The sequence below is a fragment of the Pseudomonas sp. M5A4_2d genome (genome assembly GCF_053345295.1).
The window spans coordinates 239572-261368 of record NZ_JBKEZW010000003.1; the positions used below are offsets into that span (position 1 = coordinate 239572).

The 21797-nt window shown below is 61.3% G+C and carries 15 protein-coding genes; 5 read left to right on the forward strand and 10 right to left on the reverse strand.

Going from position 1 to position 21797, the window contains the following annotated elements:
- Window positions 1-74: 74 nt before the first annotated feature.
- The 8 genes from ACLBW8_RS11630 to glnE form a co-directional block, all read right to left on the reverse strand.
- Window positions 75-1526, reverse strand: a complete 1452-nt coding sequence (locus ACLBW8_RS11630) for a lipopolysaccharide kinase InaA family protein (protein ID WP_447805406.1) — start codon at window positions 1524-1526, stop codon at window positions 75-77.
- The gene (locus tag ACLBW8_RS11635; protein ID WP_064450362.1) at window positions 1526-2278 is read right to left on the reverse strand and encodes a lipopolysaccharide kinase InaA family protein; all 753 of its coding nucleotides are present in this window, start codon (window positions 2276-2278) and stop codon (window positions 1526-1528) included. The genes ACLBW8_RS11630 and ACLBW8_RS11635 overlap by 1 nt, the downstream gene beginning before the upstream one ends.
- The gene (locus ACLBW8_RS11640; RefSeq protein WP_064450361.1) at window positions 2275-3009 is read right to left on the reverse strand and encodes a lipopolysaccharide kinase InaA family protein; all 735 of its coding nucleotides are present in this window, start codon (window positions 3007-3009) and stop codon (window positions 2275-2277) included. Before ACLBW8_RS11640 ends, ACLBW8_RS11635 begins: the two co-directional genes overlap by 4 nt.
- Window positions 3009-3815 (reverse strand): lipopolysaccharide core heptose(I) kinase RfaP, encoded by an 807-nt coding sequence (gene rfaP / locus ACLBW8_RS11645; RefSeq protein ID WP_447805407.1) that lies wholly within the window; start codon window positions 3813-3815, stop codon window positions 3009-3011. Before rfaP ends, ACLBW8_RS11640 begins: the two co-directional genes overlap by 1 nt.
- Window positions 3812-4936, reverse strand: coding sequence for a glycosyltransferase family 4 protein (locus tag ACLBW8_RS11650; protein WP_221293760.1), 1125 nt, complete (start codon window positions 4934-4936; stop codon window positions 3812-3814). Before ACLBW8_RS11650 ends, rfaP begins: the two co-directional genes overlap by 4 nt.
- The gene (waaC, locus tag ACLBW8_RS11655) at window positions 4936-5997 is read right to left on the reverse strand and encodes a lipopolysaccharide heptosyltransferase I (RefSeq protein ID WP_407015895.1); all 1062 of its coding nucleotides are present in this window, start codon (window positions 5995-5997) and stop codon (window positions 4936-4938) included. Before waaC ends, ACLBW8_RS11650 begins: the two co-directional genes overlap by 1 nt.
- 1 nt (window position 5998) lies before the next feature.
- Entirely contained in the window at window positions 5999-7033 is a 1035-nt protein-coding gene (gene waaF / locus ACLBW8_RS11660) for a lipopolysaccharide heptosyltransferase II (protein ID WP_447805408.1), read from the reverse strand.
- Window positions 7034-7219: 186 nt separating this feature from the next.
- Window positions 7220-10159 carry a bifunctional [glutamate--ammonia ligase]-adenylyl-L-tyrosine phosphorylase/[glutamate--ammonia-ligase] adenylyltransferase gene (gene glnE / locus ACLBW8_RS11665; RefSeq protein WP_407015897.1) on the reverse strand — a complete coding sequence of 980 codons (2940 nt, stop codon included), beginning with the start codon at window positions 10157-10159 and terminating at the stop codon, window positions 7220-7222.
- Window positions 10160-10542: 383 nt separating this feature from the next.
- Between glnE and aceE the strand changes: the two genes are divergently transcribed.
- From aceE to msrA, 4 genes are all read left to right on the forward strand, one after another.
- On the forward strand, window positions 10543-13188 hold the full coding sequence (gene aceE / locus ACLBW8_RS11670; RefSeq protein ID WP_064450355.1) for a pyruvate dehydrogenase (acetyl-transferring), homodimeric type: 2646 nt from the start codon (window positions 10543-10545) through the stop codon (window positions 13186-13188).
- An 11-nt stretch (window positions 13189-13199) separates the two neighbouring features.
- Complete coding sequence (aceF, locus tag ACLBW8_RS11675; RefSeq protein ID WP_064450354.1) at window positions 13200-14846, forward strand: dihydrolipoyllysine-residue acetyltransferase; 1647 nt, start codon at window positions 13200-13202, stop codon at window positions 14844-14846.
- Between the two features lie 317 nt (window positions 14847-15163).
- On the forward strand, window positions 15164-17857 hold the full coding sequence (locus ACLBW8_RS11680) for a putative bifunctional diguanylate cyclase/phosphodiesterase (protein ID WP_447805409.1): 2694 nt from the start codon (window positions 15164-15166) through the stop codon (window positions 17855-17857).
- A gap of 72 nt (window positions 17858-17929) precedes the next feature.
- Window positions 17930-18577, forward strand: a complete 648-nt coding sequence (gene msrA, locus ACLBW8_RS11685; RefSeq protein WP_069550869.1) for a peptide-methionine (S)-S-oxide reductase MsrA — start codon at window positions 17930-17932, stop codon at window positions 18575-18577.
- A gap of 137 nt (window positions 18578-18714) precedes the next feature.
- Here msrA and ACLBW8_RS11690 read toward each other — a convergent pair whose 3' ends face one another.
- Window positions 18715-19551 (reverse strand): 23S rRNA (adenine(2030)-N(6))-methyltransferase RlmJ, encoded by an 837-nt coding sequence (locus ACLBW8_RS11690; RefSeq protein ID WP_017138523.1) that lies wholly within the window; start codon window positions 19549-19551, stop codon window positions 18715-18717.
- A 250-nt stretch (window positions 19552-19801) separates the two neighbouring features.
- On the opposite strand from ACLBW8_RS11690, the gene ACLBW8_RS11695 reads away from it, so the two are divergent.
- Window positions 19802-21079 (forward strand): O-acetylhomoserine aminocarboxypropyltransferase/cysteine synthase family protein, encoded by a 1278-nt coding sequence (locus tag ACLBW8_RS11695; protein WP_221293757.1) that lies wholly within the window; start codon window positions 19802-19804, stop codon window positions 21077-21079.
- Here the strand turns inward: ACLBW8_RS11695 and ACLBW8_RS11700 are convergent.
- Entirely contained in the window at window positions 21065-21790 is a 726-nt protein-coding gene (locus ACLBW8_RS11700) for a DUF4123 domain-containing protein (protein ID WP_447805410.1), read from the reverse strand. The genes ACLBW8_RS11695 and ACLBW8_RS11700 overlap by 15 nt on opposite strands.
- Window positions 21791-21797: the final 7 nt, after the last annotated feature.

Below are 21797 nucleotides of genomic sequence, written 5' to 3' on the forward strand. Positions count from 1 at the left end.
GGCCGCCTTCGCAGGCAAGCCCGCTCCCACACTTGACCGCGTTTACACATCAAAATGTGGGGGGCAGGCCGGCTTTAACCGGCGACGCCGATCTCTCGGGGCAAACGCTGGTCGATCAGCTGGTACAGGGCGCTGCTCTCAGGCCAGTTGCGCATAAACCGCGCGCGGTCCTTGGCAAATGCCGGGGCGAAGCTGGCGTTGCTGCGGTGCTGGCACATGGCATCGAGATCAATCAGCGCCCAGCGATCCTCGGCCCAGAACAGGTTATGGCCTTTGAAATCGCCATGGCTGATGCGCTCACGAATCAGCTCGGCAAACAGATGATCCAGGGCCAGCAGTTCGTTTTCGGGCGCATCACCGTTCTCAACATACGGGGCGAAGCGCTCGATGATGTCCGGCCCCGGCAAGTATTCGGTGACCAGATAAGCCCGGCTGCGCAGCCAGAAAAAACGCTTTTCCAGCACGGCCAGCGGCTTGGGTGTGGCGATCCCCAGAAAGGCCAGGCGGTTGCCTTCGCGCCAGGAGTGCCAGGCACGACTGGGGCGCCAGAAACGCTTGAGCCAATGGGCGAATCCCTTGATGTTGTAGCGCTTGATCACCAGCGGCCGACCGGCCACTTCAACCTTGGCGACAGTGGCCGCACCACCGGTTTTGTACAGGTGGCCCTGGTCAAGCAAGGCATCGGCCTGTTCCAGCACCGGCAGCATCGCAGGCTCTTCCTCGCGCCGAATCGCACGCAAGGCAAAGGCGCCACGCACCACGCTGAACAACGTGCATTCACGGCCGACCTTGTTCAGAAAGTCCTTCAAGCGCCAGGCACTGACCTTGCGCACCTGTTTCTCCAGGGCTTGCAGCGGCAACGCGTGCTCGCCGTTGCTCAGCAGGTAGTACACCAGCAACTCTTCGGTGAACGGCTCAAGGTTTTTCGGCAACTGGGCGAAAAACACCCCGAGGTTTTCCAGCACCCGAGTGCGCGACAGCGGCTTGCCCGCTTCTTCGACGCGAATCCCGGCACCGTCAATCAGGTACAGCTTGCCGTCCTGGCGCAGCAGGTTGTCCAGGTGCAGGTCTTCCTGCCACAAGCCTTTGCTGTGCATCTGCGCGATCGCCGCCAACGCCTCGGCGAGCACGGCGGTCTGTGCGTCCGCCAACGGCGGCAAACCTTCGACCGCCTGCCAGGCATCGGCCAGGCTTTCGGCGCCTTCAATAAAGTCGAACAAAAGCCAGCCGCCCTCACCTTCCTGCAAACCATCGGCCAGCAGCTGCGGCGTGGTCAGGCCTTGCTCAGCCAGCAGGCGGACGCCGCCGAGTTCGCGCTGAAAATGCCGTGCCGCCTTGTTGCCCACCAATAATTTGGCCAGCACCGTGCGACCGCGCCACACGCCTGCGCCCACATAGCGCTCGCCTGGCAATACGCGCAGCAGGCTGAGCAGTTGCAGTTGCCCGGGGCCGGCAGCATCCGCCAGCTCGATGGTCAGCGGAAGGTCAGGCGTGCGACCGGCTTTTTTCAGCTCGGACAAACGCATCAGCGCTTCTCCTTGTGACTGCGACGGGCCGTCAGGCGCTCGAACCAGGCGGTGGTCAGCGAGCTGTCTTCAGGTTGATCAAGATAGGCCGCCAGCAATTGCCGCACGTGGGCATCCGACCACTGCGGCGCGCGCCGCAACAGCGGTTCCAGGTCCTTGACCCGGTCGCGCCTGCCGAACAGCAACGGGCGGGTTTTTTCCAGGTCGATCAACTGCGCGGCATACCCTGTGCCTGTGGCCTGCAGGAAAATATGCTTGGGGTAAAAACAGCCATGCACCTGACCCACGCTGTGCAGGTGTCGCGCCAGCTGACCGCACGCCAGCAAGATCGCACGGTGCTGGGCGTCCGTCAGTTGCGGCCACTGTTCCAGCAATGAATCCAGGTCGTTCCAACCGTCCAGGGCACGGGTCAGCAACATCGCACGGTGCTCGCCATTGACCTTGCGCTCACCGAAAAACGCCGCCTGCAACGCCGGAATACCGCGCTCGCGATAACGGCTGATGTTACGGAATTCGCGGGCGAACGTCGGCTCGCCCAACGGCTTGCTGAGCGTGCGTGTCAGGTAATTGCTCTGGCGCTTGAGGTAGTAGCCCTGACCTTCAAGCTCCAGGCGAAACACGCTGCTCCATCCTCCGTCGCTGGTATTGGGCTCATCCACCGCGTCCAGTTGCCTGGCCCACAGGGCATCGAAGTCAGCCAGGCCGTTGCGCTCAAGCAGAGCGCGATCTTCGGCCGCCAGGAAATCACTCATTCGCGCCCCTCGAAAAACTTCACCACGTGGCGAATCCGCTGTTTGTCCGACGCCGTCAGGTGCGGGCGTTGGCGGTATTGCAGGTAGAAGCGCAGGCGCTGGGTAGCCGACAAGTGATACTTGGCGACTTTGTCCAGGCAGGCCAGGTCTTTGGTAATACGGTACTTGAGCCAGAACCCGCGCCAGAAATCACCGTTGGGGCAATCGATCAGGTACAGGGTCTGATGATCGTCGACCAACAGGTTGCGCCACTTCAAATCGTTATGGGTGAAGCGATGCTCGTGCATGGTGCGGGTGTATTCGGCAAGCTGGCGACTGACCACGCTGACCCACTTGGGGTCTTTCAAACAGGCATCGTTGCGATCAGCCAGCACCGACAAGTCTGCGGTTCTCGGCAGCTCGCGGGTGATCATCGCACCCCGGGCATAGGCCAGGCCCTTGCGCTCCAGGCCCCAGGCCACCACGTCGGCGGTAGGAATCCCCCACCTGGCGAAGCGCTTGAGGTTCTGCCATTCGGACTTCACTCGCGGCTTGCCGAGGTAGCGGCGCAGGCCTTTACCGGCACCGACGTAACGCTTGACGTAGAAATTCACCCCGCCGCGCTCTACACGGATCACTTCCGACAACGGGTCGCGTGTCAGCTGCTCGCCCTGCAGCGCAAACACCGCCTCAAGGCTGCCGAAATCATCCGCCAGTGCGGCGTAAGCAGGTTCCAGGTTCCAACCCGCCATCAGAGCGCGTCCCCGTAGCGTTGTTTTCGTGCATAAAGCTTGTCGGCCTTGGTTTGCAGCCACTGCAGCAAGGGGCTTTCTTCGGCCAGGATCTGGCGCAGCGGCTGCTGGAAGTAGCCCTTGAGGAAGCGCAACTTGTCGCGACGCGTGAGGCCGATGTCCAGCGCCGAAAAATACAGCGCGGCCAAGTCTTTGTCGCGCCAGCGATGGCTGATTTTGTCGCGGGTCTGGGCGCGGTGCAGGTCGATCACCGACAGTTTGAAGTGATCGAAGGTGACCGGCGTATCCGTGTGCAGCAGGAAGTGGCAGATGTAGCAGTCGCGATGGTTGACCCCACCGCGATGCATCATGCCGGTCATGCGCGCCACTTCAGCGATCAGCGCGCGCTTGAGGCGCGGCTCGGGCGGCTGTTTGGCCCAGTTGATGCTGAAATCTTCGAGGCTGACCGTAGGCGCCAACTCTTCGGTGATGATGAACGAGTGCTGGTCGGCCGGGTTGTTGCCGCGCTCGCCGTAGGCCACAGCGGTCATGGTGGGCACGCCGATTTCCTGCAGGCGCGCGATGGCCTGCCACTCCTGGCCCGCGCCCAGCACCGGCAGCTTGGCGGTGACCAGGTTCTTGACGATCTCGCCCCAGCCGATGCCACGGTGGATCTTCACAAAATAACCACGGCCATCTACTTCGGTACGCAAGGTGCGACGCGCTTCGAGCTCACGGTACACCTCGCCTTGCAGCCGCTCGACTTCGGCGAAGGCATCGCGCCCGGCCCAGAGGGTCTTGAACGGCTCGGCAAGCATCAACTTCATCGTTTTGGCTCCGCCAGAATCACATCCGCCGCGTGCTGCGGCATGCTGTAGAGGTCGGCCGTCTCGGCGAAGGCCAACCCATTGCGGCCCCAGGCCGCGCGCTGTGCAGTGTCGGTGAGCATTCGCGCCAGATACTGGTTGAGCTGCGCCTGTTCAAAAGGTTCATCCAGCACCAGGCCGCTGTCGGCTTCGGCGATGTAATGGGCATAACCACACACGGCCGAGACCAGCACCGGCAACCCGGCCACCAGGGCTTCGAGCAACACAGTGCCGGTGTTTTCGTTGTACGCCGGGTGGATCAACAGGTCGGCACCCAGCAGGAAACGCGGAATATCGCTGCGGCCCTTGAGGAACTGCACGTTGTCGCCCAGCCCCAATGTGGCGCTCTGCAGTTGGAATACTTTGGGGTCGTCCTGGCCAATTACAAACAGGCGCGTGCGTTTTTTTAGTTCTGCCGGCAAGGCGGCTACGGCCTTGAGGCTACGATCGACGCCCTTGGTCTTGAAGCCGGAGCCGATTTGCACCAACAGCAGGTCGTCCTCGCGCAGGTTGAATTCCTTGCGGAAACCTTCGCGAATCTCGGCGGCGTTCGGCGGTGCCCGGCGATCCTGGGCAATGCCCGGTGGCAACAGGTGGAAGCGCTCCAGCGGGGTGTCGTAATGCTTGATGAACAGCGGCTGCTGCACTTCGGAGATCATCAAGACTTCGGTCTTGGCATCCTTGGCGAACACCGCACGCTCGTACTCGGCAAAGTGCTTATAGCGGCCAAAGCTGCGGTACAGCGAGTGGCGCAGGTTTTGCGCCTTGTCTTCAAAACAGCCATCGGCGGCGTAGTAAACGTCCAGGCCAGGCATTTTGTTGAAACCGATCAGGCGATCCACCGGGCGCTTGGCCAGGTCGGCTTCCATCCAGGCGCTGAGTTTCTCATTGCGCCGATGATTGAAGATCGCCTTGACCGGCGCCACCAGCACTTCGAAACCCGGCGGAATGTCGCCTTCCCAGATCAGCGTGTAGACACGAATCTGGTGGCCGCGCTGCTGGCACTCCAGGGCGATACGCATGAAGTCGCGCTGCAGGCCACCGAAGGGGAAATATTTGTACAGAACAAAAGCCAGTTGCATCAGTGCAGCTCCTCAGCCAGTAACAACGTGCTCAGTCGGCTTGCCACACGCTCAGGGTTCAAGCGCGTGAAGCACAGGGGCGACTCACGCTTGATGTCGAACCGACGCAAATCGTCGGCCGTTGGTTGATAGGTACAGTGCTTTTGCAGGCATGGCGCACAGGGGAAGTCGCTGGCCAGATGAATCTGGCCCTTGCCATAAGCGCCGGTCAGGCCGGGGTTGGTGGGGCCGAACAGGGAAATGGTCGGCACGTCCAACGCGGCGGCCAAGTGGCCGAGCCCAGTGTCCACCGCCACGCAGGCGCGGGCGCCGGCGAGCACACGGGCGACGCCGGCCAGGTTCAGCTTGGGCAACACTTCGGCGTTTTGCAGGCCTTGCGCCAGGCGCTCGGCACGGGCTTTTTCGTCGGCATTGCCCCACGGCAACTTCACGTCCACACCCAAGCGACCCATGCGTTCGGCCAGTTCGCGCCAATAGGCTTCGGGCCAGTGCTTGGTGTCCCAGGTGGTGCCGTGCAGCAGCAGCACAAACGGTTTTTTCGGCGGCAGGCCGAGCAGCTTGTCGACGCTCAGGCCGTAATCGCCCAGACCTTTGGGCAAGTCATAGCCCAGCGCCACAGCGAACAACTGGCGCAAACGCTCCACCGCATGTTGCCCACGGGCCACGGCCAGGCGCCGCGAGTAGAAACGCGCGGCGATTGGCTCGCGGGCGGAGTGTTTATCGAAGCCCGCCACCGGGGCACGCACGTAGCGTGTCAGCCAGGCGCTTTTGAACAGGCCCTGGGCGTCGATCACCAAGTCGTATTTAGTCGACTGGACGCTCTGTTTGAAGCGTCGCCACTCACCGCTCTTGATGGTTTGCCAGATGTTTTTGCGCCAGCGGCGAATCGCCACCGGGATCACCTTGTCCACCGCCGGGTGCCAGGTAGGGATCTCGGCAAAGCCTTCTTCCACCACCCAATCAAAGCGAATGCCAGGGATTGCCCGCGCCGCGTCGGTCAGTGCCGGCAAGGCGTGGATCACGTCGCCCAGGGATGAGGTCTTGATTACCAGTACGCGCAAACTAACGGACCTCGACCACAGAGCCCTGCAACCGCTGCAAGGCATCGCTGACCGGTTGCGGCAGCAACTGGCGCAGGCAATTGTAGTGGCCGAAACGGCAGGTGCGGTCGAAACACGGGCTGCACTCCAGGCCCAGGCGCACCACTTCGACCTTATCGGCCAATGGTGGGGTGAAGCCTGGAGAGGTCGAGCCGTAAACGGCCACCAACGGGCGGTTCAACGCCGCCGCCACATGCATCAGGCCCGAGTCGTTGGACACCACCGCGTCGGCGCAGGACAACAGGTCGATGGCCTCGGCCAACGAGGTGTCGCCACTAAGGTTCACGGCTTCTTCGCGCAGACCGGGAATCAGGCGTTGGCGGATGTCTTCACCCACCGAGTGATCGTTTTTCGAACCAAACAACCACACCTGCCAGCCTTCACGAATCTTCATTTCGGCGACTTTGGCGTAATGCTCCGACGGCCAGCGCTTGGACTCGCCAAACTCGGCGCCAGGGCAAAGCGCCAGCACCGGACGGTCGAGCATCAAGCCGAACTTGGCCAGTGCCGCGTCGCGTGTAACCGGGTCGATCTGCAGGCTCGGGCGCGGGTAAGGTGTCAGCAACTCGGCACCGGGCTCGTAGGCCAGGGCCATGAAACGCTCGATCATCAGCGGGTAACGCGCCTTGTCGAGGGTGCGCACGTCATTGAGCAGCACGTAGCGAAACTCGCCGCGCCAGCCGGTACGTTTAGGGATGCCGGCAAAGTACGGCACCAGCGCCGATTTCAGCGAGTTGGGCAGCAGGATCGCTTGCTCGTACTGGCCGAGCATGGATTTGCCGATGCGCCGGCGCGTCGCCAGTTCGAGTGCGCCGTGACCGAGCGGGAAGCTCAAGGCCTTGCGCACCTCGGGCATGCGCTCGAGGATCGGCCGGCTCCACTCAGGGGCGAGCACGTCGATTTGGCAGTCGGGATGACGCTGTTTCAGGCACTGGAACAGTGTCTGCGCCATCACCATGTCACCGACCCAACTGGGCCCAACGATCAGAATATTCATGTAGTTTCCACAAACGATGCGGGGAGGCTTATGCCTCCCCGCCTCAATAATTACTGCCAGTCGCGGTGGGCCTGGGAACCGCTTTGTGCGGGAGCTGGCTTGCCTGCGATGGCATCGCCTCGGTAGGCCTGCTACACCGAGTCGCTTGCATCGCAGGCAAGCCAGCTCCCACATATCAGTCGAGTATCAGCTTAACCCCAGCGCTTGCCAGATTCGCATCACCTGGCGCCGTTCGTCGGCGAACTGATCCCCGGCCACTGTGCCCGCCTCGTTTTGCAAGGCCTGGCGGTGCGCGGCGGAACGGTAGGCCTTATACACCTCGCGCAGCAGATGGGCATCGGCGGCGGGCATCAGCCCAACCTGCTCCAGGCCTTCCAGAATGCGGATATTGTCGGTGTAGCGCAGCAACGATGGATGTTGCGCAGACCACGCCAAAGCGGCGTATTGCACCATAAATTCAATATCGACGATACCTCCGGCGTCCTGCTTGAGGTCGAACGCCGCCGTGGGCTCGAAGGCATTGGCACCGGTACCGGCCGCCGTGGTCCGGGTGCCCAGGTTATCGCGCATCTTGGCGCGCATCTCGCTGACCTCCTGGCGCAGCTTCGCCAAGTCCCGTTCACGCCCCAGCACTTTGGCGCGTACTTGTTCGAACGCATGGCCCACATCCTGGCTGCCCACCAGCACTCGAGCGCGGATCAGGGCCTGATGTTCCCAGGTCCAGGCTTCATTTTCCTGATAGCGCTCAAACGCCCCCAGCGAACTCACCAGCAAACCGGACGCGCCCGAAGGCCGCAGGCGCATGTCCACTTCATACAACTGGCCCGAGTTGGTCTGGGTGGTCAACAGGTGAATGATGCGCTGGCCTAAACGCGTAAAAAACTGCGCACCGTCAATCGGCTTGGCACCGTCGGTTTCCGCCTGCGGGTCACCGTCGTGGATAAACACCAGGTCCAGGTCCGAACCATGCCCCAATTCGATCCCGCCGACCTTGCCATAACCGACAATGATAAACCCAGGATTGCACAGGCTGCCGTCCACCCGCTGCGGCGAGCCGTGGCGCGCCACGGTCTGGCGCCAGGCCAGGGCCAGCACTTGTTCGAGGATGGCCTCGGCGAGCCAGGTCAGGTAATCGCTGACTTTCATCAGCGGCAGGCTGCCCGCGATTTCCGAAGCCGCGACACGCAGGCGGTGGGCCAGTTTGAAGTGGCGCAGGGCTTCCATTTGCTGCTCAAGGTCATCCTCGGGAATGCGCGTGAGGCGCTCGCGCAGCTCTGCGGCGAGTTCCGGCGCCAACGGCGGCTTGAACAGGCGGCCTTCGTTGAGCAGTTCGTCGAGCAGGAGCGGGAAGCGGGTGATTTGTTCGGCGATCCACGGGCTGGCGGCGCACAGGGTCAACAGCCGGCGCAGGGCGTCGGGGTTTTCGGTCAGCAGCACGAGGTAGGCCGAACGGCGGGCGACGGCCTCCACCAGCGGCAATACGCGCTCCAGTACCAAGTCCGGGTTGGCGTGCTCGACCGCCTGGGCCAGCAGGCGCGGAATAAAAGCATCCAGCCGTTCGCGGCCCAGGCGCTGCATGGCGCGCAATTGCGGGCTGCCACGCAGGCTGGCCAAGGCCTTAAGCGCTTTGGTCGCATCCGTAAAGCCACCTTCGGCTAATTGCCGGCACGCGGCCTCTTCGTCCTGGGACTCTTCCCACAGCGGCAACCACTCACCGCCCACAACCAATTCACTTTCTTCGCCCTCTTCCTCGTCGGGATCAGCGATCACCTGGCGGAAATGCCAGTCCACACGGCTACGCCAGTACATCAGGCGCTCATGGAATGCCGCCCAGTCGGCAAAGCCCAGCATAAAGGCAATACGCGCCTGGTCTTCCGGGCCGTCCGGGAGCATTTGCGTCTGCCGGTCGGCAATCGCCTGGATGGCGTGTTCGGTGTAACGCAAAAACTCGTAGCCATTGCGCAACTCGGCGATCACGGCTTGTGGCAGGTAGCCCTGGCCTTCCAGGGTTCCCAACACGTTGAGCAACGGCCTCTGTTGCAGGCTCAGGTCGCGGCCACCATGGATCAGTTGGAACGCCTGCGCGATAAACTCCACCTCGCGGATGCCGCCCGAGCCCAGCTTGATGTTGTCGGCCATGCCTTTGCGCCGCACTTCCTGCTGGATCAACTGCTTCATGGTGCGCAGCGCTTCAATGGCGGAAAAATCCAGGTAACGCCGATAGACGAAAGGTCGCAGCATGTCGAGCAACTGCGCACCGGCAACCTGGTCACCGGCCACTACCCGCGCCTTGATCATGGCGTAGCGCTCCCAGTCGCGGCCCTGATCCTGATAGTACTGTTCCAGCGCATTGAAACTGAGCACCAACGCGCCGGCCGAGCCGTATGGCCGCAGGCGCATGTCGACACGGAATACAAAACCGTCGACGGTCATCGGGTCAAGGGCCTTGATCAACTTTTGACCAAGGCGAATGAAAAACTCCTGGTTATCCAGCGCGCGCTTCACGCCCACCGTCTCGCCGCCTTCGGGGTAGGCGAAGATCAGGTCGATATCGGAAGACAGGTTCAGCTCCACCGCACCGAGCTTGCCCATGCCGAGGATGACCATGTGCTGAGCTTCGCCGCTGCGCCGGCCGGTAGGTGTGCCGAACTGTACGCAGTGGCGCTGATACAGCCACTGGTAGGCCTGGTCGATGCAAGCGTCAGCCATGTCGGAGAGGTCGCGACAGGTTTGCACCAAGTCCGCTTGTCGGGTCAGGTCGCGCCAGATGATGCGCACTTGTTGGCGCGTACGCTGGCGGCGCAATACACGGCCCAGTTCATCTTCTGTTTCGGCCTGTTGCGCAGCGCCAGCGATCTGGCCGCACAGCTCGCCGGGCGCGAAACCCCGGTCCAACTCGCCCCAGGCCACCAGCTCGAGCAACATCAAAGGGTCACGAACGCTCTGTTCAATGACGAAATCACTGGCGGCGCACACCCGGGCAAAGTCGGCCCACCGTTGCGGCGTCCACGCAGAAAGGCCATGATCGTCGTCCAGCGCGGCCACTGCGTCACGAAATGACTGCTCGGCCCGGCTGGCGTAAGGCAAGAGAATGGCCGGTAATTCGGCGAGTGTTGGAAGGCTCATGGTCTATCCTTGATCGGCGCGTAAATGGCTTGTTGCTGTGAACGCAAGAACCACGCTCGGTGAAGGACTGTCGAACAAAGGTTATAAATAGCTGAAATTAAATTAATCTTGGCAGGCAACATCAAACTTTCACCTTTTCTTGTTCGCAAAAGATCAACAATAACGATTATGCTCACCAGCCAGACCGAGCAATCCGCTCAGTCTTGTGTAGTTTTACTACTCGTATATACATTCGAAAGGCTGAAATGGCCGACGATTTGTAGTAAAACTACAGGACGCCGAAGCAACCTTCGGCCATCCAAGAATTTATGTCGTCTGCCCACAAGGCCAGTCGCAAACTTCAGGCAACCGATTCTGGTAGCCTTTCCGCCCTGGAGCAAGCCATGCAAGACCTCGATCCCGTCGAAACCCAGGAATGGCTGGACGCCCTGGAATCGGTTCTCGACAAAGAAGGCGAAGACCGTGCTCACTATTTGATGACCCGTATGGGCGAACTCGCGACCCGCAGCGGCTCGCAACTGCCTTACGCCATCACTACGCCATACCGCAACACCATCCCCGTTACCCACGAAGCACGCATGCCTGGCGACCTGTTCATGGAACGCCGCATTCGCTCGCTGGTACGTTGGAACGCCATGGCGATGGTAATGCGCACGAACTTGAAAGATTCTGACCTGGGCGGTCACATCTCCAGCTTCGCTTCCAGCGCAACCCTGTATGACATTGGCTTCAACTACTTCTTCCAGGCCCCGACCGACGAACACGGCGGCGACCTGATCTACTTCCAGGGCCACACCTCGCCAGGCGTTTACGCCCGTGCGTTCATGGAAGGCCGCATCACCGAAGAACACATGAACAACTTCCGCCAGGAAGTGGACGGTAACGGCCTGTCGTCGTACCCGCACCCTTGGCTGATGCCTGATTTCTGGCAGTTCCCGACCGTTTCCATGGGCCTTGGCCCGATCCAGGCGATCTACCAGGCACGCTTCATGAAGTACCTGGAAGCCCGTGGCTTCATCCCTGAAGGCAAGCAGAAAGTCTGGTGCTTCCTGGGCGACGGCGAGTGTGACGAGCCGGAATCCCTGGGCGCCATCTCCCTGGCCGGCCGCGAGAAGCTGGACAACCTGATCTTCGTCATCAACTGCAACCTGCAGCGCCTCGACGGCCCGGTTCGCGGCAACGGCAAGATCATCCAGGAACTCGAAGGCGTGTTCCGCGGTGCTCAGTGGAACGTGACCAAAGTCATCTGGGGCCGTTTCTGGGACCCACTGCTGGCCAAAGACGTCGACGGTATCCTGCAACGTCGCATGGACGAAGTCATCGACGGCGAGTACCAGAACTACAAAGCCAAAGACGGCGCGTTCGTGCGTGAACACTTCTTCAACACGCCTGAACTCAAGGCGATGGTTGCAGACCTGTCAGACGACGAGATCTGGAAACTCAACCGTGGCGGCCACGACCCGTACAAGGTCTACGCGGCGTACCACGAAGCGGTCAACCACAAAGAACAACCGACCGTCATCCTGGCCAAGACCATCAAGGGTTATGGCACCGGTGCCGGCGAAGCGAAAAACACTGCGCACAACACCAAGAAAGTTGATGTTGAAAGCCTGAAGCTGTTCCGCGACCGTTTCGACATCCCGGTCAAGGACGAAGAGCTGGAGAACCTGCCGTTCTTCAAGCCGGAGCCAAACAGCGCCGAAGCCCGCTACCTCAGCGAGCGTCGCACTGCACTGGGCGGTTTCGTGCCACAGCGCCGCGCCAAGAGTTTCGACATTCCTACACCGCCGCTGGATACCCTCAAGGCTATCCTGGACGGCTCGGGCGACCGTGAAATCTCCACCACCATGGCCTTCGTGCGAATCCTCGCGCAACTGGTCAAGGACAAGGAAATCGGCTCGCGTATCGTCCCGATCATCCCGGACGAAGCCCGTACCTTCGGTATGGAAGGCATGTTCCGTCAGTTGGGCATCTACTCCTCCGTCGGCCAGCTCTACGAGCCAGTCGATAAAGACCAGGTGATGTTCTACAAGGAAGACAAGAAGGGCCAGATCCTCGAAGAAGGCATCAACGAAGCGGGCGCCATGAGCTCCTTCATCGCTGCCGGTACTTCGTACTCCAGCCACAACCAGCCGATGCTGCCGTTCTACATCTTCTACTCGATGTTCGGTTTCCAGCGTATCGGCGACCTGGCATGGGCAGCAGGCGACAGCCGTACCCGTGGCTTCCTGATCGGCGGTACTGCCGGGCGGACCACGCTGAACGGCGAAGGCCTGCAACACGAAGACGGTCACAGCCACATCCTGGCTGCCACCATCCCGAACTGCCGCACCTTTGATCCAACCTACGGCTATGAGCTGGCGGTGATCATCCAGGACGGCATGAAGAAGATGACCGAACAGCAGCAGGACGTTTTCTACTACATCACCGTGATGAACGAGTCCTACCAACAGCCAGCCATGCCGGCCGGTGTCGAGGAAGGCATCATCAAGGGCATGTACCTGCTCGAAGAAGACACCAAGGAAGCGGCGCACCACGTGCAGCTGATGGGCTCCGGCACCATCCTGCGTGAAGTCCGTGAAGCGGCGAAGATCCTGCGTGAAGAGTTCAACGTCGGCGCTGACGTGTGGAGCGTTACCAGCTTCAACGAACTGCGTCGCGATGGCCTGGCGGTCGAGCGTAACAACCGCCTGCACCCAGGTCAGAAGCCTGCGAAGAGCTATGTCGAAGAGTGCCTGACTGGCCGTAAAGGTCCGGTGATCGCCTCTACCGACTACATGAAACTGTTTGCTGAACAAATTCGCCAGTGGGTCCCGTCCAAGGAATTCAAAGTCCTGGGCACCGACGGTTTCGGCCGCAGTGACAGCCGCAAGAAGCTGCGTCACTTCTTCGAAGTCGACCGTCATTTCGTGGTGTTGGCAGCCCTGGAAGCCTTGGCTGACCGTGGTGAGATCGAACCTAAGGTGGTGGCTGACGCTATCGTCAAGTTCGGGATCAACCCGGAAAAACGCAACCCACTGGACTGCTGAGGAGATTTTTTGTGAGCGAACTCATTCGCGTACCTGACATCGGCAGCGGTGAAGGTGAAGTAATCGAGCTGTTTGTGAAGGTCGGCGACACCGTCGAAGCCGACCAGAGCATCCTGACCCTCGAATCGGACAAGGCGAGCATGGAAATCCCTGCTCCCAAGGCCGGCGTGGTCAAGAGCCTGAAAGTGAAGCTGGGCGATCGCCTGAAAGAAGGCGACGAACTGCTGGAGCTGGAAATCGAAGGTGCCGCTGATGCGGCCCCTGCGGCAGCGCCTGCTGCCGCTGCTGCACCTGCACCGGCTGCTGAAAAGCCTGCCGCCGCCGAGGCTCCAGCCGCACCGGCTGCTGCACCGGCCGCTGCCACTGTTCAGGACATTCACGTGCCGGACATCGGTTCGTCGGGCAAGGCCAAGATCATCGAGCTGCTGGTCAAGGTCGGCGACACCGTCGAAGCCGACCAGTCGCTGATCACCCTGGAGTCCGACAAGGCCTCCATGGAAATCCCTTCGCCGGCTGCCGGCGTGGTGGAAAGCATTGCGGTCAAGCTGGAAGACGAAGTCGGCACTGGCGACTTCATCCTCAAGCTGAAAGTACAAGGCGCTGCTGCCCCGGCTGCTCCGGCACCGGCTGCCGCACCTGCGGCCAAAGCTGAAGCGGCTCCGGCCGCTGCCGCCCCTGCACCGGCTGCAAAAGCCGAGGCCGCACCGGCCCCTGCGGCTGCCGCACCTGCGCCAAGCGGTGCCAAAGTTCACGCCGGCCCTGCCGTGCGTCAACTGGCCCGTGAATTCGGCGTTGAGCTGAATGCCGTATCGGCCACTGGCCCTCACGGTCGTGTGCTGAAGGAAGACGTGCAGGTTTACGTCAAAGCCATGATGCAGAAGGCCAAGGAAGCTCCGGCTGCCGGCGGCGCTACTGGCGGTGCTGGCATTCCACCGATCCCGGTCGTGGACTTCAGCCGCTTCGGCGAAACCGAAGAAGTGCCGATGACCCGCCTGATGCAAATCGGCGCGTCGAGCCTGCACCGCAGCTGGCTGAACATTCCGCACGTGACCCAGTTCGACCAGGCCGACATCACCGACCTGGAAGCTTTCCGCGTTGCGCAGAAAGCCGTGGCCGAAAAAGCCGGCGTGAAACTGACCGTGCTGCCACTGCTGCTCAAGGCCTGTGCGCACCTGCTCAAGGAGCTGCCGGACTTCAACAGTTCGCTGGCGCCAAGCGGCAAGGCGATCATTCGCAAGAAATACGTGAACATTGGCTTTGCCGTCGACACCCCGGATGGCCTGCTGGTACCGGTCATCAAGAACGTCGACCAGAAGAGCCTGCTGCAACTCGCTGCCGAAGCGGCTGCGCTGGCAGCCAAGGCCCGCGACAAGAAGCTCACCGCAGACGACATGCAGGGCGCGTGCTTCACCATCTCCAGCCTCGGTCACATTGGCGGCACTGGCTTCACGCCAATCGTCAACGCGCCGGAAGTGGCGATCCTGGGTGTTTCCAAGGCCACTATCCAGCCTGTATGGGACGGTAAAGCGTTCCAGCCGAAGCTGATGTTGCCGCTGTCGTTGTCCTACGATCACCGTGTGATCAACGGCGCTGCCGCTGCACGTTTCACGCAGCGTTTGAGCCAACTGCTGAACGACATCCGCACCATCCTGCTGTAAGCATCAACGGGCCTCACTTTCACCGGGGAGGCCTGGCTGCACCGATTTCCGAGCGCCACGCTCGTACCTCAACCCCGCCAATTGGCGGGGCTTTTTTTCGCCTGCTTTTTTGTCGGCGCGAGAGGCGTCGCGCCTGCGTCAATACGCCACCCATCACCCCGATTGCAGAAACCGCCCTCGCGGCCGATAACAGCCTTATAGCACTTAGCCTTCATCCTCTCTTGTCAGTGCGTGCTGCATGATGCAACCTTGCCGCAGGCGACAGTAAAGAGGGCGTGAGCCCGGCGCAGTGCGCATTTTTCCAAGCGAGTTCCCCCATGAAAAGCCAACCCGATGTCGCCCGTATGGCGGCCGAGGTAGTGACGCAGTTACCGGTGCCTTCGCGCCTCGGTATGCTGCGTTTCGAGCGGCTTAATGAGGCAAGCTGGGCCTTGCTGTACCTCGACCCCAATTGCGAGCGCCAATTCGGCCTGCCGGCAGTCGAACTGTGCGCGCTGGTCGGCACCCCCTACGCCAGCCTGATGGAACCTCAGGCGCGCTATCAACTGCACGACGCGATCCAGCAGCAACTGACCCAGAGTCCGCATTACCTGGTGCGCTACACCCTGCACACCAGCGACGGCCCCCTGAGCCTGTTGGAGATGGGCGAGGCTTACAAACAACACAATCGTCACCTGGTGCGCGGCTACCTGATGGTGGTCGACGGGCTGTTCAGCGAAATCCCCGCCCCCGCGCCAACCGCCGACCTGGAAAACCAGAACAGCCGCCTGCAGATCGCACTGGAGCTCAATCAGCGCGCCCAACAGGAACAGTTGCAGCACCTGGAACGGGTGCGCGCTCAACAGGAGCTGATCCTGCTGCTGGCACGCCAGCGCTACACCACACCCAACTCGCTGCAAGAAGCCGCCGAGCTGATCACCCGCAGTGCGTGCGACATCTACCAGATCGACTGCGCGAGTATCTGGAACCTTGAGGGCCAGCGCCTGGTGCCGATCTCGGCCTACCACCGCGCCGACCAACAGCATCATCTGCCCGAAGCGATCGACGCCAGTGGTTTCCCGGACTATCTGGAAGCCCTGCATTCGAGCCGCGCGATCGACGCCACCCATGCGATGCGTGACCCACGCACCCGGGAAATGGCCGAGAGCCTGCGCGCCAAGGATATACACGCGATGCTCGACGCGAGCATCCGCGTTGATGGCCAAGTCATCGGCGTGCTGTGCCTGGAACAGAGCGGCAGCTCACGCGCCTGGCAAACCGATGAGATCGCCTTTGCCGGCGAGCTGGCAGACCAGTTCGCGCAAGTGATCAACAACCACAACCGCCGCACCGCCACCAGCGCGCTGCACCTGTTCCAGCGTGCGGTTGAGCAAAGCGCCAACGCCTTTTTGCTGGTCAACTGTGACGGCGTGGTGGAGTACGTCAACCCGAGCTTTACCGCAATCACCCAGTACAGCGCCGAAGAAGTCCATGGCCACCGCCTGGCGCAATTGCCGGCCCTGGAAAATCTCAGCGAACTGCTCTTCGACGCGCCGTCGAGCCTGGCCAAGAGCAACAGCTGGCAGGGTGAATTCAAGAGCCGGCGCAAAAACCTGGAACCCTACTGGGGCCAGCTGTCGATCTCCAAGGTGTATGGGGACAACCGTGAGCTGACCCACTACATCGGCATCTACGAAGACATCACCCAGACCAAGCTGGCCCAGCAACGCATCGAACGCCTGGCGTACACCGACAACCTGACCAACCTGGGCAACCGCCCGGCGTTTATCCGCAACCTTGATGAACGCTTTGCCCGCGACAGCGACAGCCCGATCAGCCTGCTGCTGGTGGACATCGATAACTTCAAGCGGATCAACGACAGCCTCGGCCACCAGACCGGCGACAAGCTGCTGATCAGCCTGGCCCGCCGCCTGCGCAACAGCCTGAGTGCCGGTGGCAGCCTGGCGCGGTTTGCCAGTAACGAGTTTGCGGTGTTGCTTGACGACGCTGATCTGGAGAGTGGCCAACTGGTCGCCAGCCAGTTGTTGGCAACCCTCGACAAGCCGATGTTCGTCGACAACCAGTTGATCAGTGTCACCGGCTCCGTGGGCCTGGCTTGCGCGCCATTACACGGCCGTGACCCGCAAACCCTGATGCGTAACGCCGGGCTCGCCCTGCACAAGGCCAAGGCCAACGGCAAGCACCAGGTGCAGGTGTTTACCGAGGCCCTGAATGCCGAGGCCAGTTACAAGCTGTTCGTCGAAAACAACCTGCGCCGCGCCCTGACCCAGAACGAGCTGGACGTGTTCTACCAGCCCAAGCTGTGCCTGCGCAGCGGCCGCTTGCTGGGCATGGAAGCGCTGTTACGCTGGAACCATCCGGAAAAGGGCATGATCCGCCCCGATCAATTTATCAGCGTGGCGGAAGAGACCGGCCTGATCATTCCTATCGGCAAATGGATCGCGCGCCAGGCCTGCCGTATGAGCAAGCAGTTGAGCGCCGCCGGCATGGGTAATTTGCAGGTGGCGATCAACTTGTCGCCCAAGCAATTCTCCGACCCGGACCTTGTGGCGTCGATCGCCACGATCCTCAAGGAGGAACAGCTGCCGGCCAATCTGCTGGAACTGGAGCTGACCGAAGGCTTGCTGCTGGAAGCCACCGAAGACACGCGCCTGCAGCTGGATCAATTGAAGAGCTTTGGCCTGACCCTGGCCATGGACGACTTCGGCACCGGCTACTCGTCGCTGAGTTATTTGAAAAAATTCCCCATCGACATCATCAAGATCGATCGCAGCTTTATCCACGAAATCCCGGACAACCAGGACGACATGGAAATCACCTCGGCGGTGATCGCCATGGCCCACAACCTCAAGCTCAAGGTGGTGGCCGAAGGCATCGAAACCAGCGAGCAACTGGCGTTCCTGCGCCGGCATCGCTGCGATGTGGGCCAGGGCTACCTGTTCGACCGGCCAATCCCCGGTGCAGAGCTGCTTGAGAAGCTTAAACGCTATCCTCGCGGGCCTATCGCCTGACAGCGCTGTAACACTCGGGCACACTGGCTGTCTGTCTTATTACATAACTCAATCTGACTGAGAGGACTGATCATGGTCTTGCGCTCGGAAATTCTGGTGAACAAAAACGTGCTGCCTACTCAAGAACAAGCTTTGCCTGGCCGTGAAACCCCGATGAAGCTGCCGGAAACGCATTTCGTCAACGGCAACCCGCTGCTGGGGCCATTTGTCGACAACGTAGAGTTCGCGATTTTCGGCCTCGGTTGCTTCTGGGGTGCGGAGCGCAAATTCTGGCAGCGCGACGGCGTGGTCAGCACCGTCGTCGGGTACGCCGGCGGCTACACGCCGAACCCGACGTACGAAGAAGTCTGCTCGGGCCTGACCGGCCACAGCGAAGTGGTACTGGTGGTGTTTGACCAAGACAAGATCAGCTATGAAGAACTGCTGAAAATGTTCTGGGAACTGCACAACCCCACCCAAGGGATGCGCCAGGGAAATGACATCGGCAGCCAATACCGTTCGGTGATCTACGCGGTCAAACCTGAACATCTGGAGGCGGCGAAAGCCAGTGCCCAGGCGTATCAGAGTGAACTGACCAAGGCCGGGCTGGGCACCATCACCACAGAAATCGACGAAGCGCCGACGGTGTATTTCGCCGAGGCGTATCACCAGCAGTACCTGGCGAAGAATCCGCAGGGCTATTGCGGCATCGGTGGCACGGGCGTGACCTGCCCGATCTAAGACTTGCGCAGTTCAAATGTGGGAGCGGGCTTGCTCGCGAATGCGGTGTATCAGTCGACATATCTGTTAACTGACGCTCCGTCTTCGCGAGCAAGCCCGCTCCCACATTTAGCTTTGTGTTTTGGCTTGAGATCTGATTACTCAGCAATGAGCCAATCCATCTGCCACCCACCCTGGGTCTGGCCAAGCTTCTTGGACAGCCACGGCAGCAACTCACGCAATTCCTCCTCCAACCCCCACGGCGGATTGGCAATCGCCAGGCCCGAACCGGTCAGGGTATTGGGCGTGTCCAGCGGATGCACCAGCAACTCCACCCGCAGCAACTTCGGCGCCCCGGTGCCGGCCAGGTCCTGATAGAAGCGGCGCAACATGCGCTGGTCCTTGACCGGATACCAGATCGCCGCAACGGTCTGGCGCATGCGGCTGACCGCCTCCTTGAGGGACGCCGCGCAGCGCTGCATTTCATCGAGTTGCTCAAACGGCGGGTCAATCAGCATCAGTGCGCGTTTCTCCGGCACCGGTAACAGCGCACGCGGTACATGCCAGCCCTCGCCCAGGTGCACTTTGACCCGGCGATCACCTTTCATGTTGTCCTTGAGCAGCACGCCGTCTTCCGGGTGCTTCTCATTGAGCAACACACGGTCCTGGGGCCGCGTGAGGCGGCGCGCCAGCTCCGGCGAGCCCGGGTAGTAACGCAACTGGCCATCCGGGTTCATTTCGTGCAGCACGCGCATGTAGTCGGCGGTCAGCGGCGGCAGATCGCTTTCGCCCCACAGACGCGCGATGCCTTCCAGGTATTCACCGGTGCGGTTGGCCTGGTCGCCCTGCAAGTCGTACAGACCTATCCCGGCGTGGGTGTCGAGGTAGGCGAACGGCTGTTCCTTGCGCGACATCAGGGCGATGAGGCGGGTCAAGGTCAGGTGTTTGAAGACATCGGCGTGGTTGCCGGCGTGAAAGGCGTGACGATAATTCATGGTTGCTCCTGCGCAGGGGGCGAAGTTTACCTTCAACAGGGGCAAAGGTGCAGGGCTGCGTGTCGGGCAGTGCTTATGTCACGAACACAGGCACACCGCAGAAAACAGTCTAATCCCACCTATGGCAGCGGGCTTGCCCGCAATGCAAGTGACGCGGTATTACCCGTACACCGCGGTGATGCTATCGCCAGCAAGCCAGTTCCCACAGTGTTCGGGGGCACCCATGAATCCAAGGAGGTCTATAACAATCATGAAAGACGCCACTATTGCACTGCATCACGGCTTCAAATCGGACCCGACCACCAAGGCTGTCGCTGTGCCGATCTACCAGAACGTCGCCTTCGAATTCGATAACGCCCAACATGGCGCCGACCTCTTTAACCTGGACGTACCCGGCAACATCTACACGCGCATCATGAACCCTACCAACGATGTGCTGGAACAGCGTCTCGCCGCGCTTGAAGGCGGCATTGCGGCCCTGGCCGTTTCGGCCGGCAGCGCGGCGATCCACTACGCGATCCAGACCCTGACCCGCGCCGGTGACAATATCGTCACCACCCCGCAACTCTATGGCGGCACCTACACCCTGTTCGCCCACCTGCTGCCGAGTTTTGGCGTCGATGTGCGTTTCGCCCGCAACGACTCTGCCGAAGCCATCGCCGAACTGATCGACGACAACACCAAGCTGGTGTACTGCGAAAGCATCGGTAACCCGGCCGGCAATATCATCGACATTGAAGCCCTGGCGGAAGTCGCCCACGCCCGGGGCGTCCCGTTGATGGTGGACAACACCGTGGCCACGCCAATCCTGTGCAAGCCGATCCAGTTCGGTGCCGACATCGTGGTGCACTCAGTGACGAAATACGTCGGCGGCCATGGCAACTCATTGGGCGGCGTAATCGTCGACAGCGGCACCTTCCCATGGTCCCAATACCCGGAGAAATTTCCCGGCCTCAACCAGCCCGAGCCGGCCTACCACGGCGTGGTCTACACCGAAAAATTCGGCCCTGCCGCCTTCATCGCCCGCGCCCGTACCGTGCCGTTGCGCAATACCGGCGCAGCCCTCGCACCGATGAACGCGTTCCTTTTGCTGCAAGGTCTGGAAACCCTGGCCCTGCGCATGGAGCGCCATACCGAGAACGCGCTGAAAGTCGCGCAATTCCTGCAAGGCCACACCGAGGTGGAATGGGTCAGCTACGCCGGGTTGCCGGAGCACCCGCACCACGCACTGGCGCAAAAATACATGCAGGGCAAACCCTCGGCGATCCTGTCATTTGGCTTAAAGGGCGGCTATGACGCTGGCGTGCGCTTCTACGACGCCCTGCAAATCTTCAAACGCCTGGTGAATATCGGCGACGCCAAATCACTGGCCTGCCACCCCGCGTCCACGACTCACCGACAGATGAACGAGCAGGAACAGGCCAAGGCAGGCGTGAAGCCGGAGATGATTCGCCTGTCAGTGGGCATCGAGGCGATTGAGGACCTGATCGAAGACCTGCAGCAGGCATTGGGTTCAACTCAACGCTGAGGCGAGGTCATCGGCCAGCGCTTCATGGCTGATGTCCGGCCTGCGCGCGAAGTAGGCGACCTTGTGCCGCAAGGTCGCCGGCTTAAAGGCGGTGTACAGGTCAGGGCGCTGTTCCTCGAGCCATTGCAGCAGGTTATCGATCAGCACGTGGGGCAATCGCGCTGCCAGTTGTTCCAGCAACGATTCCGGCACTCGCCACCAAGGGCTGGCTTTGGCGGCGGTGACGGGCCCAGTCGCAACGGTCAGCGGTTGGCCATTGATCAGATACCGCTGGAACACCGGCAATACGCTCCCCGTCTCGTTACCCAGGTTGCGCACAATCGGTAGAAACTGCGCAGCATCCCAGAAGCGCAAAAACACTGCCTGGTCATTGTGCGCAAACACCTTGGTCAAGCTTTGCAGGTGCGCGAGCACTGTTTCCGGCGGGCTGGATGAAACCGCCAGCCAGCCCCAATCCATTGATTCGGTGGTTGCGACCCAGTCGAGGAAGGGACTGCGGGGCTCGATGAGCCCAACATAAGGCATTACCTCGCTCCACTGCGCGTAGGCTGTGCCTGCCCAGATCGCCCGGGGCGGCACGCCGGCAGCCATGGTTTGCCAAGCGGCAAAGGGCTTGGCGTCGCTGGCTCCGCTCAGCACCACAAACATCTGCTCATTGGGTAGCAAAGGGCATTGAGCCAGCCAAGCGCGTGGCGCCAAAGCGTGACGCATAAGGGCA